This is a genomic window from Winslowiella toletana, from assembly GCF_017875465.1.
Lineage (GTDB): Bacteria > Pseudomonadota > Gammaproteobacteria > Enterobacterales > Enterobacteriaceae > Erwinia > Erwinia toletana.
This window is the reverse complement of the sequence record NZ_JAGGMQ010000001.1, coordinates 2,021,329-2,034,568: the sequence shown is the minus strand read 5'-3', so window position 1 is coordinate 2,034,568 and position 13,240 is coordinate 2,021,329. Positions and strand designations below refer to the sequence as shown.

At 52.1% G+C, this 13,240-nt stretch carries 13 protein-coding genes; 9 read left to right on the top strand and 4 right to left on the bottom strand.

All coding sequences use genetic code 11. From position 1 onward, the window contains the following. Positions 1-3: 3 nt before the first annotated feature. On the top strand, positions 4-1,077 hold the full coding sequence (locus J2125_RS09530) for a sn-glycerol-3-phosphate import ATP-binding protein UgpC (RefSeq protein WP_017802950.1): 1,074 nt from the start codon (positions 4-6) through the stop codon (positions 1,075-1,077). Continuing rightward, positions 1,074-1,817 (top strand): glycerophosphodiester phosphodiesterase, encoded by a 744-nt coding sequence (ugpQ, locus tag J2125_RS09525; protein ID WP_017802951.1) that lies wholly within the window; start codon positions 1,074-1,076, stop codon positions 1,815-1,817. Before J2125_RS09530 ends, ugpQ begins: the two co-directional genes overlap by 4 nt. Here the strand turns inward: ugpQ and J2125_RS09520 are convergent. Next, the gene (locus J2125_RS09520; RefSeq protein WP_017802952.1) at positions 1,814-2,098 is read right to left on the bottom strand and encodes a DUF2756 domain-containing protein; all 285 of its coding nucleotides are present in this window, start codon (positions 2,096-2,098) and stop codon (positions 1,814-1,816) included. The genes ugpQ and J2125_RS09520 overlap by 4 nt on opposite strands. A 184-nt stretch (positions 2,099-2,282) precedes the next feature. Between J2125_RS09520 and ggt the strand changes: the two genes are divergently transcribed. Next, positions 2,283-4,034: a gamma-glutamyltransferase gene (gene ggt, locus J2125_RS09515; protein WP_017802953.1), complete on the top strand. Its 1,752-nt coding sequence runs from the start codon at positions 2,283-2,285 to the stop codon at positions 4,032-4,034. A 330-nt stretch (positions 4,035-4,364) separates the two neighbouring features. Continuing rightward, positions 4,365-4,781 (top strand): hypothetical protein, encoded by a 417-nt coding sequence (locus J2125_RS24960; RefSeq protein WP_241764039.1) that lies wholly within the window; start codon positions 4,365-4,367, stop codon positions 4,779-4,781. A gap of 285 nt (positions 4,782-5,066) precedes the next feature. Here J2125_RS24960 and J2125_RS09505 read toward each other — a convergent pair whose 3' ends face one another. Continuing rightward, positions 5,067-5,564 carry a GNAT family N-acetyltransferase gene (locus tag J2125_RS09505; RefSeq protein ID WP_017802956.1) on the bottom strand — a complete coding sequence of 166 codons (498 nt, stop codon included), beginning with the start codon at positions 5,562-5,564 and terminating at the stop codon, positions 5,067-5,069. Positions 5,565-5,804: 240 nt separating this feature from the next. Continuing rightward, the gene (locus J2125_RS09500; protein ID WP_017802957.1) at positions 5,805-7,376 is read right to left on the bottom strand and encodes an AbgT family transporter; all 1,572 of its coding nucleotides are present in this window, start codon (positions 7,374-7,376) and stop codon (positions 5,805-5,807) included. Positions 7,377-7,805: 429 nt separating this feature from the next. Between J2125_RS09500 and J2125_RS09495 the strand changes: the two genes are divergently transcribed. The 5 genes from J2125_RS09495 (at position 7,806) to J2125_RS09475 (ending at position 12,565) form a co-directional block, all read left to right on the top strand. Next, positions 7,806-8,501 carry a pirin family protein gene (locus tag J2125_RS09495; RefSeq protein WP_017802958.1) on the top strand — a complete coding sequence of 232 codons (696 nt, stop codon included), beginning with the start codon at positions 7,806-7,808 and terminating at the stop codon, positions 8,499-8,501. A gap of 122 nt (positions 8,502-8,623) precedes the next feature. Next, positions 8,624-9,619, top strand: coding sequence for a gluconate operon transcriptional repressor GntR (gene gntR, locus J2125_RS09490; RefSeq protein WP_017802959.1), 996 nt, complete (start codon positions 8,624-8,626; stop codon positions 9,617-9,619). Between the two features lie 139 nt (positions 9,620-9,758). Beyond that, on the top strand, positions 9,759-10,295 hold the full coding sequence (gene gntK / locus J2125_RS09485) for a gluconokinase (protein WP_017802960.1): 537 nt from the start codon (positions 9,759-9,761) through the stop codon (positions 10,293-10,295). A 5-nt stretch (positions 10,296-10,300) separates the two neighbouring features. Continuing rightward, positions 10,301-11,641 carry a gluconate transporter gene (gntU, locus tag J2125_RS09480; RefSeq protein WP_017802961.1) on the top strand — a complete coding sequence of 447 codons (1,341 nt, stop codon included), beginning with the start codon at positions 10,301-10,303 and terminating at the stop codon, positions 11,639-11,641. 177 nt (positions 11,642-11,818) lie between these two features. Continuing rightward, a complete protein-coding gene (locus J2125_RS09475; RefSeq protein WP_157819476.1) occupies positions 11,819-12,565 on the top strand; it encodes a tRNA-dependent cyclodipeptide synthase in 747 nt (248 codons plus the stop codon). Between the two features lie 36 nt (positions 12,566-12,601). On the opposite strand, the gene J2125_RS09470 is transcribed toward J2125_RS09475, so the two are convergent. Continuing rightward, positions 12,602-13,195 carry a YhgN family NAAT transporter gene (locus J2125_RS09470; protein ID WP_017802963.1) on the bottom strand — a complete coding sequence of 198 codons (594 nt, stop codon included), beginning with the start codon at positions 13,193-13,195 and terminating at the stop codon, positions 12,602-12,604. Between the last annotated feature and the right edge of the window lie 45 nt (positions 13,196-13,240).

Here is a 13,240-nt window from a genome sequence, read left to right as displayed (position 1 = left end):
CAGATGGCAGGCGTAAAACTTCAGGCGGTGACCAAATCTTATGACGGCAAAAATGCGGTCATTCAGCCACTTAATGTCACGATAAATGATGGCGAATTTATGGTGATGGTTGGTCCATCCGGCTGCGGCAAATCGACGCTGTTGCGTATGGTGGCCGGACTGGAACGCGTGACTTCCGGTGATATCTGGATCGACAGCCAGCGGGTGACCGATCTGGAACCGAAAGATCGTGGCATTGCGATGGTATTTCAGAACTACGCGCTCTATCCCCATATGAGTGTGGAACAGAATATGGCTTACGGCCTGAAAATCCGCGGCATGGGCAAGGAGCAGATTCGCCAGCGGGTGCTGGAAGCGGCGCGTAGTCTCGAGCTGGATGCGCTGTTACAGCGCCGTCCGCGCGAGTTATCTGGCGGTCAGCGCCAGCGTGTGGCGATGGGGCGGGCGATTGTGCGCGAACCGGCGGTGTTTCTGTTTGATGAACCGCTGTCGAACCTTGATGCGCGCCTGCGCGTTCAGATGCGTCTGGAGCTGCAACTGCTGCATCGCCGTCTGAATACCACCAGTCTGTATGTTACCCACGATCAGGTTGAAGCGATGACGCTGGCGCAGCGGGTGATGGTGATGAACAAAGGGGTTGTCGAGCAGCTGGGCACGCCGGTGGAAGTGTATGAGCGTCCGGCGACGCGTTTTGTCGCCAGCTTTATTGGCGCACCGTCGATGAACCTGCTGGAAGGCAGCATTAACCATGACGGTACGCGTTTTGCGCTGTCGCCGGGCCTTGCGCTGCCGCTGCCGCAGGCTAAAACTAAATGGGCGAACCGGCCATTGACGCTGGGCGTGCGTCCGGAGCATATTCAGCTATCAACGCGTGAAGCCGATGGTATTCCGCTGGTCGTAGAGACGCTGGAGATGCTGGGCGCCGATAATCTGGCGCACGGCAAATGGGGCGGCAACAACGTGGTTGTGCGCCTGCCGCATACTGAGCGACCAGAGCCTGGCAGCAGCTTATGGCTGCATCTGCCGGCAAACGCGCTACACTTTTTTGATTCAATTACAGGAATGCGTCTGGAATGATTAACAAAGACTGGCCCTATCCGGCGATTGTCGCCCATCGCGGTGGCGGCAAGCTGGCGCCGGAAAATACCCTGGCGGCGATCGATGTCGGCGCGAAATATGGTCACACCATGATCGAGTTCGACGCCAGGTTATCGCAGGATGCGCAGATCTTTCTGCTGCATGACGACACGCTCGATCGTACCAGTAACGGCTGGGGCGTTGCTGGCGAACAGCCGTGGGAAAAATTGCAGCAGCTGGATGCCGGTGGCTGGTTTAGCCGTGAGTTTCAGCACGAACCTTTACCGCTACTGCGTGACGTCGCTGCGCGCTGTCAGCAATATGGCATGATGGCGAATATTGAGATTAAGCCTACCACCGGGCTGGATCGGCAAACCGGTACGGCGATTGCGCTGGCGGCGCGTGAGCTGTGGCATGGACAAACTGCGCCGCTGTTGTCATCGTTCTCGTATCAGGCTTTAGAGGCGGCGATGCAGGCGGCACCGGAGTTACCACGCGGTCTGTTGCTGGATGAGTGGCATGATAACTGGCAGGAGCTGACTGTCGCGCTCGGCTGCACCTCAATTCATCTTAATTACCGGCTGTTGGATGCGCAGCGAACTGCTGAGCTGAAAGCGGCGGGCTTGCGGATTCTGGTTTATACCGTCAATCAGAGCGAGCGGGCGCGTGAGCTGCTGAACTGGGGTGTCGATGCAATCTGTACCGATCGCATCGACACCATCGGACCAGACTTCGCTTAAGGCTGCTGCGAAGTCTTGTTACTGCCCGGCTGCGTCTTAATGATGCGCTGCTGGGCGCTGTCACGCTGTTCCTGCACTTTACGTTGCTGATCCTGACTCTGACGCTGTTGATCCTGTTTCAGCTTCAGCATCTGTTGCTGCTGATTAGTTTGCATCTTTTGCTGCATCCGTTGCTGGCTGGGGTTGTAGCCCGGCTTATTCGGATCGTTTGTGCTGTTCAGTGTGTTAGCCATACCACTTAGCGGTACCAGTGCGGCAAAAATAATTAACCATCTTTTCATTTTAATTCCTCCATCGGGCAGCTAATCCGCCAGATCTCCGTCAACTCGCTTAAGTTTAACTGCTCTGCCAGTGGCTGCCGTCAGGAATAGACCGAATTTGACTTTATATTCGCCTTTTTGCTTATCTGGTACAGACTTAACAGGTGTAAATCTAATGTAAACAACTATAAAAAGGTGTGGCAGGATGATAAAAACCGGCAATATGCGACGTGTTTCTTTGTCGCTGATGGTATGTGTTTGTTTCTGGCAGGGCGCGAATGCTGCAACACCGGCATCACCGCCGGTCTCCTATGGCGTGGATGCGGATACTTTCCATCCGGTTAAAGATCGCCACGGCATGGTGGCATCAGTGGATGCGCTGGCAACTCAGGTTGGCGTCGATATTCTGAAGCAGGGCGGCAATGCGGTGGATGCCGCCGTGGCGGTAGGTTTTGCGCTGGCGGTCACCCATCCACAGGCAGGTAACCTTGGCGGCGGCGGTTTTATGATGCTGCGCACCGCCTCGGGTCGCACCACGGCCATTGATTTCCGCGAGATGGCGCCGGTAAGAGCCAGCCGCGATATGTTCCTTGATGCGCAGGGCAATGCCGACAGTAAGCTGTCACTCACCTCCCATCTTGCCTCCGGTACGCCGGGCACCGTTGCCGGTTTTGCCTTAGCGGCGAAAAAGTACGGCACCATGCCGTTAAGCCGTTTGCTGCAGCCTGCTATTGAGCTGGCGCGCAACGGTTTTGTCGTCAATGATGCGCTGGCTGATGACCTGAATACCTACGGTAAAGAAGTGTTAATCAACCATGCCAACAGTAAAGCGATCTTTTATAAAGCCGACGGTACGCCATATCAGAAAGGTGAGCGTCTGGTGCAGCGCAATCTGGCGCGCAGTATGGGGCTGATTGCCAGACAGGGACCAGATGCGTTTTATAAAGGGGCGATTGCCGATGATATCGCCGCTGAAATGGCGCAGCATGGCGGCCTGATCACTAAAGCCGATCTTGCGGCCTATCGCGCGGTAGAGCGTAAGCCGGTCAGCGGCAGCTATCGTGGCTATGAAGTGTTCTCCATGCCGCCGCCGTCGTCGGGTGGCATCCATATCGTGCAGATCCTGAATATTCTGGAAAACTTCGACCTGGCGAAAATGGGTTACGGCAGCGCAGATGCGATGCAGGTAATGGCGGAGGCTGAGAAGTATGCCTATGCCGACCGTTCGGAATACCTCGGTGACCCGGACTTTGTGAAGGTGCCATCGCAGGCGCTGACCAGTAAAGCCTATGCCAAATCGCTGGCGCAGCAGATTGATATCGCCAAAGCGCGTCCGTCGTCAGAGATTAAACCTGGCAAACTGGCGCCGTATGAAAGCAACCAGACCACCCATTTCTCGGTGGTGGATAAAGACGGCAATGCGGTCGCGGTCACCTACACGCTGAATACCTATTTCGGCAGCGGGATTGTTGCCGGAAATAGCGGCATCCTGATGAACAACGAAATGGATGATTTCTCGGCCAAACCGGGCACGCCGAATGTGTATGGTCTGGTCGGCGGTGAAGCCAATGCGGTGCAACCTTATAAGCGTCCGTTGTCATCAATGTCGCCGACCATCGTCGCTAAAGATGGCAAGACCTGGCTGGTAACCGGCAGCCCGGGCGGCAGTCGCATTATCACCACCGTATTGCAGATGGTGGTTAACAGCATCGATTTCGGCATGAACGTCGCTGAAGCGACCAATGCGCCACGTTTCCATCACCAGTGGTTACCGGATCAGTTACGCGTGGAGAAAGGCTTTAGCCCGGATACCCTGCGACTGCTGGAAAGCAAAGGGCAGCATGTGAAAGTGCAGCCAGCGATGGGCAGTACCCAGAGCATTATGATTGGCCCGGATGGAATGTTGTATGGTGCGTCGGATCCGCGTTCGGTGGGGGATTTAACGGCCGGTTATTGACCTGAAACCAGGGCGGCGAGAACGCCGCCCTTTTAACGGCAATCGCTGTATTAAACTCCGTTTCTGGCATCAGTCGCAGACATAACGCCGGATAAACCGGTTTCAGCACATAAATGGTGTTAACCTTCGCCATTGTCTTTTTCAGCGGCAACTGAATGGCGTGTTGCCGTCTGTTCAATACCGAAAAATAATACAATTAAATAATTTAAGTGTTGTTTATTTTTATGATGGAGGTTAATAAGCAGATGTATCACGATTTTTCTGTTTATGAAACCATAAATAAATTGTTTGTTTGTATAAGTTAAATTACCATTTTTATAGCTGGACAGGGTGTATAAGTTTATCGTCTCTTATTCATTTCATTGTTTTTGTAAGGAATACTCTTATCAAAATGAAGAAGAGAAAAAGGCGTTAATGTATTATTCACCGAAAGATTCCCGACCTTTTTGCAAAGTGAGATACGCACTGGCGCAAAAGCATCTCAAAAGAATCATTACATCCTTAGACAAAGTGAGGGTTGTGCATGCAGGGTATGGGAGCTTTGCGGTCATTGAGGTGTTGAGTGAGTCTGGGGCGATTTTTTATTATCAGGTACCCTTTAAAGCATACCGGATGAAAAAGAAACTACGCATTCATGTAACCAGTGCATATCCCGTTACAGACAAACCTGGTGGTGGAAAAGTTGGCTTTTTCACTATAGCGTATAAACTATTAGTCAATAAACCACTTCCCCATGCCTGTAAATAACAAAACCCACCTTAAGGTGGGTTTCGCCAGAAAGTATCTCTGGTATTCAGAAGCGCTTTTACCGGACGTGGCCTTGACCTTATTAAAACTGTGATAAGGTAGCGGGATGTCTGGATTAACCAGTCTGCTGCATCCTTTAGTTACTGCATTTACAGATTACTAAAGTGCAGACCGGTTAGTCAACCGGTCTGTCAGATTATGCTATAAAATCGTTATGGTGCATATTCCCTGCGATGTTGATTAATTTATCAGATTAATAAATTAACTTAATAATAATTATGGCTATCACTGCGCACGAAGACGCGCCATAAAGTAAACATCCACTTTTTCGCCATGGCGCAGCGCATAGTTGCGCCCGGTGCCTTCCACTTCAAAGCCAAACTTACGATATACCGCGACAGCCGCAGCATTATCGCAATACACCGTTAGCTCCATACGCTCTACCGCCAGCCAGTGGTCACACATATCGGTAATGGCCGCCAGCATCGCCTGCGCCACCCCTTTACCGCGATGATTGATATCCACACCCAGACCAAAGTCGGCGGTATGGCGGCGGCGGGGGGACTGATTGACTTCAAGGGTGACCTGGCCCACCACCTGGCCGTCAATACAGGCGACCAGGGAATGCACGCCAGGGCGTAGATTTGCCAGACGATCCTGCCAGAGTTTCAGTGATGGATAAGGCACCTGAAGCGTTCCGGCCAGCGTATCGGGCTGGCTGTAAAGCTGCTGAATGGCTGGTGCATCTTCAATACTGACATGACGGATCTCAATCTGACTCATGCTGCTTCCTCTGCGTTAACTGGACTATTCCCCTTTAACATCATGGACTTTGACTAAAAGGTCAAATGAATATTATTCGCAAAAATAACTTTACAGATGCGAATGATAATGATTATTATTGTCGTGCGTTCTCAGGAAGTCCACCCTGGACCTGCTGTGAAGGCACGACATTGCTCACATTGCTTCCAGTGTTTCTTAGCCAGCTCGGGTGCTGGCTTTTTTTTACCTTTTTTTCTGCGGTCACAGGTTGTAGAAAGTGGCGGCGCCAGGGCCGACCGGCAGACCAAAACCAAATACCCACACCACAAACAACAGGCTCCAGCCGATTAAAAACATCACCGAGTAGGGCAGCATCAGCGCCACCAGCGTACCGATGCCCAGATTGCGCTGATAACGCGCCGCTACTGCCATAATTAAACCAAAATAGCTCATCATTGGCGTAATCAGGTTAGTCACCGAATCGCCGATACGATACGCGGCCTGAATCACCTCTGGCGCATAGCCCACCAGCATTAGCATCGGCACAAAAATCGGCGCGGTTACCGCCCACTGGGCGGATGAGGAGCCAATCATCAGATTGATAAAGCCACAGATCAGAATAAAGCAGCCGAACAGCAGCGGGGCGTTGATATCCATCGCGGACAGCATGGTGGCGCCTTTCACTGCGATAATTGTACCGAAATTACTCCAGTTAAAAAATGCGACAAACTGCGCGGCAAAGAACACCAGCACAATATATAAGCTCAGCATACTGATACTTTTCGCCATCGCGTTAATCACGTCACGGTCACTGCGCAAGGTGCCCGTTATCCGGCCATAGACATAACCCGGAATGGCGAAAAACAGCATAATAAATACCACGATGCCATGCAGAAACGGCGAGCCAGCAAAGCTGCCGGTACTCTGATTGAGCAGGAGGCCATAACCCGGAATCAGCGTCAGTGACACTAACAGGGTCATCACCAGTAGCGTAATACCGGCGCCTTTTAGCGCGCGCTTCTCCTGTGGGGTAAGGGTGCCCAGATCACCCTGCGGGGCATCGCCATCGCTTTCGCGGTATTTACCCAGTTTCGGTTCGATAATGCTGGTGGTAATCCAGGTGCCCAGCCCGGCGATCACAAAGGTACTGGTCGTCATAAAGTACCAGTTCACTTCTGGCCCGACGATATAAGCGGGGTCGATAATCTGCGCGGCGTTTTGCGTAATACCGGATAACAGTGGATCGACGGTTCCCAGCAGCAGGTTGGCGCTATAGCCGCCGGAAACTCCGGCGAAAGCCGCCGCCAGCCCGGCTAACGGATGGCGACCTAAAGAGTGGAAAAGCATCGCGGAGAGGGGGATTAACACCACATAGCCCAGTTCAGAGGCCGTATTCGAGATGATACCGGCAAATACTACCGTAAATGTAAGCATCCGTTTTGGCGCGCTAAACACCAGCGCGCGCATTGCGGCGGAGAGCAGGCCGGATTGTTCGGCAATCCCCACGCCGATCATCGCCACCAGCACCGTTCCCAGCGGTGCAAAGCTGGTAAAGTTGGTCACCATATTGCTGACAATACGTTGCAGGCCTTCGGCGCTAAGCAGATTAACCACCTGCACGATGCCATCGGCCGCACGCCCGCTGGCGCCTTCCGGGCGCGGGTCAATCACGCTGAGATTAAATCCGGCGGCGATGCCGGAGGCAACAATAATCACCAGGCACAGGATGGCGAAAAGGGTCACCGGATGCGGCAACAGATTGCCGAGCCATTCGATGGTGTTTAACAGGCGTGTGATCGGGCCTGGCGGCTTAAGCGCGGTATTATCTGTCATATTCATTCCCTGAAATTTCCAAGTGATTCAGCACAGCAATAGTGGTGGACTGCCATCTTACGTGGCGGAAAAAAGTAACCAAGGGAGTAAAACCGAGCTTATAGCCAGATAAAACCGAATAGATGGATATTAATTTTAAAGATGTGTACTGGCTATTTGTTGATTTTATTGCTTTTAATGACGTTTATTGATGGCCTGACTGGCTATTCTGGGTTAATTGCAGGTGGCCGCTTAGTTTTTCAGATTGTGATACGGCTAAAGATCCCGGCTGATAATTGCGGGCTATTTCAACGTAAGTGCGTCGGCAAAGGGTCTGAATAAGCGGCAATAAAATCATTCATTTTTTTTGAACAGAGGGGTGAAGTTTTTCAGCTATCATCGCGGCCGGTTCAGGTCCAGACTACGTGAAAACGTTGAGGAGAGTTGAATATGATTTATTTACGTAAGGCTAATGATCGCGGTCACGCAAACCATGGCTGGCTGGATAGCTGGCATACTTTCTCCTTTGCTAATTACTACGATGCGGATTTTATGGGCTTCTCCGCACTGCGGGTAATTAATGAAGACATTATCGATGCAGGTCAGGGTTTTGGCACCCATCCGCATAAAGATATGGAAATTTTGACCTACGTTCTGTCCGGAGTGGTTGAACATCAGGACAGCATAGGTAATAAAGAGCAGATCCCGGCGGGTGAGTTTCAGATTATGAGTGCGGGTACCGGCGTGCGTCACTCCGAGTACAACGGCAGCAAAGATCAGCCGCTGCATCTCTATCAGATCTGGATTATCCCGGAAAAAACCGGCATTGAACCACGCTACGAACAGCGTCGTTTTGATGATGTGCAGGGCCGCCAGCTGGTGCTGTCACCGGATGCCCGTGACGGATCGCTGAAGGTTTATCAGGATATGACGCTGTCGCGCTGGGCGCTGAAACAGGGTGAGCTGGCGACAACCGAGGTTGACGCTACGCGCCGCATCTGGATTCAGGTGGTAAAAGGCGATGTACAGGTGAATGGCCAGCCAGCAACTACCAGCGATGCGCTGGCGATCTGGGACGAAAGCACGTTGTCGATTCAGGCGGACAGTGATGCTGAAATCCTGCTGTTTGATCTGCCACCCGTTTAATCGCGTTATCGATAAGTGATGGCCAGCTTTTGCTGGCCATCTTCGCATTGTCGGCAGGACAACGAGGTTAGCGTCGCATTTTTTGGTAGACTCATCGATACCTCACTATACAGTCGCTAACGATGAAGAAAAAAAGACCCGTACTACAAGATGTTGCCGATCGTATTGGCATCACCAAAATGACTGTCAGCCGCTACCTGCGCAACCCCGAGCAGGTCTCGGTCGCCCTGCGCGAGAAAATTGCTGTTGCGCTGGACGAGCTTGGTTATATACCCAATCGCGCGCCGGATATGTTATCCAACGCCACCAGTCGCGCCATCGGCGTATTGCTGCCCTCCCTTACCAACCAGGTTTTCGCTGATGTGCTGCGCGGTATCGAAGCGGTGACCGATGCGGCCGGTTATCAGACCTTACTCAGCCACTTTGGCTACAATCAGGAGAAAGAGGAGCTGCAGTTACGTTCACTGCTGGGCTGGAATATCGACGGCCTGATCCTTACCGAACGCAGCCATACGCCGGGCAGTCTGCGCATGATTGAAACCGCCGGTATTCCGGTGATTGAGATGATGGATTCGGTCTCCCCCTGTCTGGATATGGCGGTGGGCTTTGATAATGTCGAGGCGGCGCGGCAGATGACGCGGGCGATCCTCGCCAAAGGGCATCGCCATACGGTTTATCTTGGCGCGCGTCTGGACGAACGTACCTTACAGAAACAGCGCGGTTACGAGATAGCGATGCGCGAAGCGCAGCTACAGCCTAACAGCGTAATGATGGAGGATGCCTCCTCATTTACTGCCGGCGCCGAGCTGATGCGTGAAGCGCAGCGACGTTTTCCCGCCACTGACAGCCTGTTCTGTACCAATGATGACCTGGCAGTGGGGGCGATGTTTGAATGCCAGCGTCAGGGATTACGGGTGCCGGAAGATATGGCGATTGCCGGTTTTCACGGCCATGATATTTCGCAGGTGGTAAATCCGCAGCTGGCGACGGTGCTGACGCCGCGTGAACGTATGGGCCAGCAAGCGGCAACCATGCTGCTGGCACGGATAAATGGCGATAACAGTGTCGTGAAACCGCAGGATGTGGGCTTTGAAATTTCGGAAGGCGGCAGCATCTGATAATTGCGTTTTTTTGAGATAGCTCACATTTACAACCTTTTCCCGGCAGAACGGTTGCCATTGCCGCCGCACGTACTGAGAATGGCTTACGTATTTGTTATCGGTAACATGCGTATCATCATCTGCCGGAGTTAAAACAATGACTAAAAATTCCTCGTCGCATCATGTGTTTATCCTGATGGGCGTATCTGGTAGCGGTAAATCCGCTGTTGCCAACCAGGTTTCTTACCAGTTAAAAAGCGCTTTCCTTGATGGCGACTTCCTGCATCCGCGCGCCAATATCGAAAAAATGGCCGAAGGTCATGCGCTGAACGATGACGACCGCCGCCCGTGGCTGCAATCGCTCAACGATGCTGCGTTTGCCATGCAGCGCACCAATGACATCTCAATTATCGTCTGCTCGGCCCTGAAAAAAAGCTATCGCGACATTCTGCGTCAGGACAACGACAACCTGTCATTTATCTACCTGCAGGGCGACTTCGAAACCATCGAATCTCGCCTGAAAGCACGTAAAGGTCACTTCTTTAAGCCGCAAATGCTGGTTACGCAATTTGCCACGCTGGAAGAGCCGGGCGCTAATGAGCCGGACGTGTTAGTGGTTGATATTAATCATTCGCTGGAAGAGGTTGTTGCCGCCACCGTCGCTACGATCGAAGGTGCGATCAAAAAGGATTAGCTTTAATGAGTACCGCAACACTGGTTCTGACCGCCGCAGGTTCGGTATTACTGCTGCTGTTTCTTGTGATGAAAGCCCGCATGCACGCCTTCGTGGCGCTGATGTTAGTCTCCATAGGTGCCGGTATTTTCTCCGGCATGCCACTCGATAAGATTGCCGACACCATGCAAAAAGGCATGGGCGGCACGCTCGGTTTTCTCGCCATTGTGGTCGCGCTGGGCGCGATGTTCGGTAAAATTCTGCATGAAACCGGTGCGGTCGATCAGATAGCGATTCGCATGCTGAAAGCCTTTGGCGAAAGCCGCGCGCACTATGCGATGGGCATCGCTGGTCTGATTTGCGCATTGCCGCTGTTTTTTGAAGTGGCGATTGTGCTGTTAATCAGTATCGCCTTTGCGGTAGCGCGCCGGACTAACGACAACCTGGTCAAGCTGGTGATCCCGCTGTTTGCCGGGGTCGCGGCGGCGGCGGCGTTTCTGCTGCCAGGGCCTGCGCCAATGCTGCTGGCGTCACAGATGCATGTCGATTTTGGCTGGATGATTCTGCTGGGTCTGTGCGCGGCGATCCCCAGCATGATTATTGCCGGCCCGCTATTTGGTAATTTTATCAGCCGTTACGTCGAGTTTCGCGTGCCAGCGGATGTTTCACAGCCGGAGTATGACAGCAGCAAATTACCGTCATTTGGCTTCAGTTTGTCGCTGATTCTGTTTCCGCTGGTGCTGGTGGGACTGAAAACCATCGGCGCGCGCTTTACCACGGAAGGCAGCACGCTCTATCAGTGGCTGGAGTTTATCGGTCATCCGTTTACCGCCATTCTGCTGGCCTGCCTGGTGGCCATCTATGGTCTCGCTTATCGCCAGGGCATGGATAAAGAGCGGGTGATGGAGATCTGCGGCAGTGCGCTGCAACCGGCGGGGATTATTCTGTTAGTGATTGGCGCCGGTGGCGTGTTTAAGCAGGTGCTGGTGGATTCCGGCGTCGGTCCGGCGTTAGGTAATGCCCTGACCGGGGCGGGTCTGCCGGTTGCGCTGGCGTGCTTTATTCTGTCGGCGGCAGTGCGCGTGATTCAGGGGTCAGCCACTGTGGCCTGCCTGACCACTGTCGGACTGATTATGCCGGTGATTGAGGTACTGCATTACTCTGGCGCGCAGATGGCCGCGCTGTCGATCTGTATCGCCGGCGGTTCGATTGTGTTAAGTCACGTTAATGACGCCGGTTTCTGGCTGTTTGGCCGCTTTACCGGTGCCAGCGAAGCGCAGACGCTGAAAACCTGGACGCTGATGGAGACCATTCTTGGTACCACTGGCGCAGTGGTCGGTATGATTGCCTTTGAATTATTATCGTAAGTCAGTGGCGGGGGCTGAAATAGCTCCCGCTAATTATTAAATCAGATGAGTAATAAACTATAACCCAATTGACAGAGGGTTTAAAAAACAGAGTGTATTTACCAGGGATATTGATTAGCATAACGACGTTAAGGAGAATAAAGCTCAGGGATTTTCATTTATACAATGAGGATTGATATGGAAATTGCATCTTCCCGCTTATTACCAGCCAAACTATTCACCGGGACTCGTTATCGGGCCACAACCGCACAAGTATTTCCTGCACACTTAAGAGAGAGCATTGTTGCGGGTTGCGCTTCGGAACATATCTGTTTTCTTGGTGTGAGCCTGGAGAATAAGAATTTTGAAAATAATCGATTTTCCGCCATGCTGGAGTGGATAGCCAAACGTTTCTCTGCCTGTAAAATTCTTATTGGCGATAGTATTCATCGAATAACGCTGGAAGCCACTAAGGGCATGCCAGCTGATGAGGCTCTGGAGTACGGGTTACGGCTTGGCAGGTTGTTTATCGAGGAAAATACGCACCTAATTGAAAGCTTTCGACATAAATTAACATGCGAATTTATTACCTGCTCGGAAATTCAACGGTGTAAAGATTATAATAAAATAAGATTAGAGATTGATAATTATTTTACGAGGTCATCAGAATTCAGAGCCTCAGTGGAATTATTTGGTCGTAAATACCATGAAAAAAACTGGCAGGGTTTACATTCCGCTGAATTGTCAAAAAGAATAAGGCGTTCTGCTGAGTATTTTCTTGAGGAGTTCGCCATATTTGCCTGCCTTGCCAGGGAGGGTATTGATGTCATGATCTATCCCGGAACATTCAGCTCACTTGCCGATATCGCCGAAGGTAAATTTCGGGGGGTCTCAAAGGATCTGGAACAGTTGAAATTTGTCTCGTTAAGGCTAAAAGGGCGCTAGTGCCAGATTGCGGGCGGCGCTCTCGCCGCCCGTCGTTTAAATCTTCAGATAAGCGCGTATCCCGTCTAAAAACATCTGCGTCGCCAGCATAATCAAAATCAACCCCATCAGACGCTCCAGCGCATTCACCCCTTTATCGCCCAGCAGGCGTAAAAACAGGCCGGAGAGCAGCAGGATCACCACCGTCAGTCCCCAGGCAATCATCAGCGCAATCACCAGGTGACCCATCTGCTGAGGATACTGATGCGACAGCAGCATCAGGGTCGCCAGCAGCGACGGTCCGGCGACCAGCGGAATGGCTAACGGCACCAGAAACGGCTCTTCACCCGCCGGTAAACCGGTGCTGCTGGTTTCTTGCGAGGGGAAAATCATTTTGATGGCAATCAGAAACAGAATAATGCCACCGGAGATCGACACCGTTTCCGTGCGCAGGTTAAGGAAAGTCAGAATTTTTTCGCCAGCAAACAGAAACAGCAGCATGATGCCAAGCGCGATCAGCAGTTCGCGAATCAGCACCACTCGTCGACGTTTCGGCTCCAGATGCTTCAGAACCGACATAAAAATCGGTAAATTGCCCAGCGGATCCATAATAAGCAACAATAGTATCGTTGCGGAGATCATCTCAGTCATCGTTATTGTTCTCTTTTCCGGCGTCATAAGTACCGGTTATAAGTC

What these genes read in the sequence shown, in the direction of transcription:
- J2125_RS09530 (WP_017802950.1), top strand. Translation starts at nt 4, where the DNA reads ATGGCAGGCGTAAAACTTCAGGCGGTGACCAAATCTTATGACGGCAAA.
- ugpQ (WP_017802951.1), top strand. Translation starts at nt 1,074, where the DNA reads ATGATTAACAAAGACTGGCCCTATCCGGCGATTGTCGCCCATCGCGGT.
- J2125_RS09520 (WP_017802952.1), bottom strand. Translation starts at nt 2,098, where the DNA reads ATGAAAAGATGGTTAATTATTTTTGCCGCACTGGTACCGCTAAGTGGT.
- ggt (WP_017802953.1), top strand. Translation starts at nt 2,283, where the DNA reads ATGATAAAAACCGGCAATATGCGACGTGTTTCTTTGTCGCTGATGGTA.
- J2125_RS09505 (WP_017802956.1), bottom strand. Translation starts at nt 5,564, where the DNA reads ATGAGTCAGATTGAGATCCGTCATGTCAGTATTGAAGATGCACCAGCC.
- J2125_RS09500 (WP_017802957.1), bottom strand. Translation starts at nt 7,376, where the DNA reads ATGACAGATAATACCGCGCTTAAGCCGCCAGGCCCGATCACACGCCTG.
- J2125_RS09495 (WP_017802958.1), top strand. Translation starts at nt 7,806, where the DNA reads ATGATTTATTTACGTAAGGCTAATGATCGCGGTCACGCAAACCATGGC.
- gntR (WP_017802959.1), top strand. Translation starts at nt 8,624, where the DNA reads ATGAAGAAAAAAAGACCCGTACTACAAGATGTTGCCGATCGTATTGGC.
- gntK (WP_017802960.1), top strand. Translation starts at nt 9,759, where the DNA reads ATGACTAAAAATTCCTCGTCGCATCATGTGTTTATCCTGATGGGCGTA.
- gntU (WP_017802961.1), top strand. Translation starts at nt 10,301, where the DNA reads ATGAGTACCGCAACACTGGTTCTGACCGCCGCAGGTTCGGTATTACTG.
- J2125_RS09475 (WP_157819476.1), top strand. Translation starts at nt 11,819, where the DNA reads ATGGAAATTGCATCTTCCCGCTTATTACCAGCCAAACTATTCACCGGG.
- J2125_RS09470 (WP_017802963.1), bottom strand. Translation starts at nt 13,195, where the DNA reads ATGACTGAGATGATCTCCGCAACGATACTATTGTTGCTTATTATGGAT.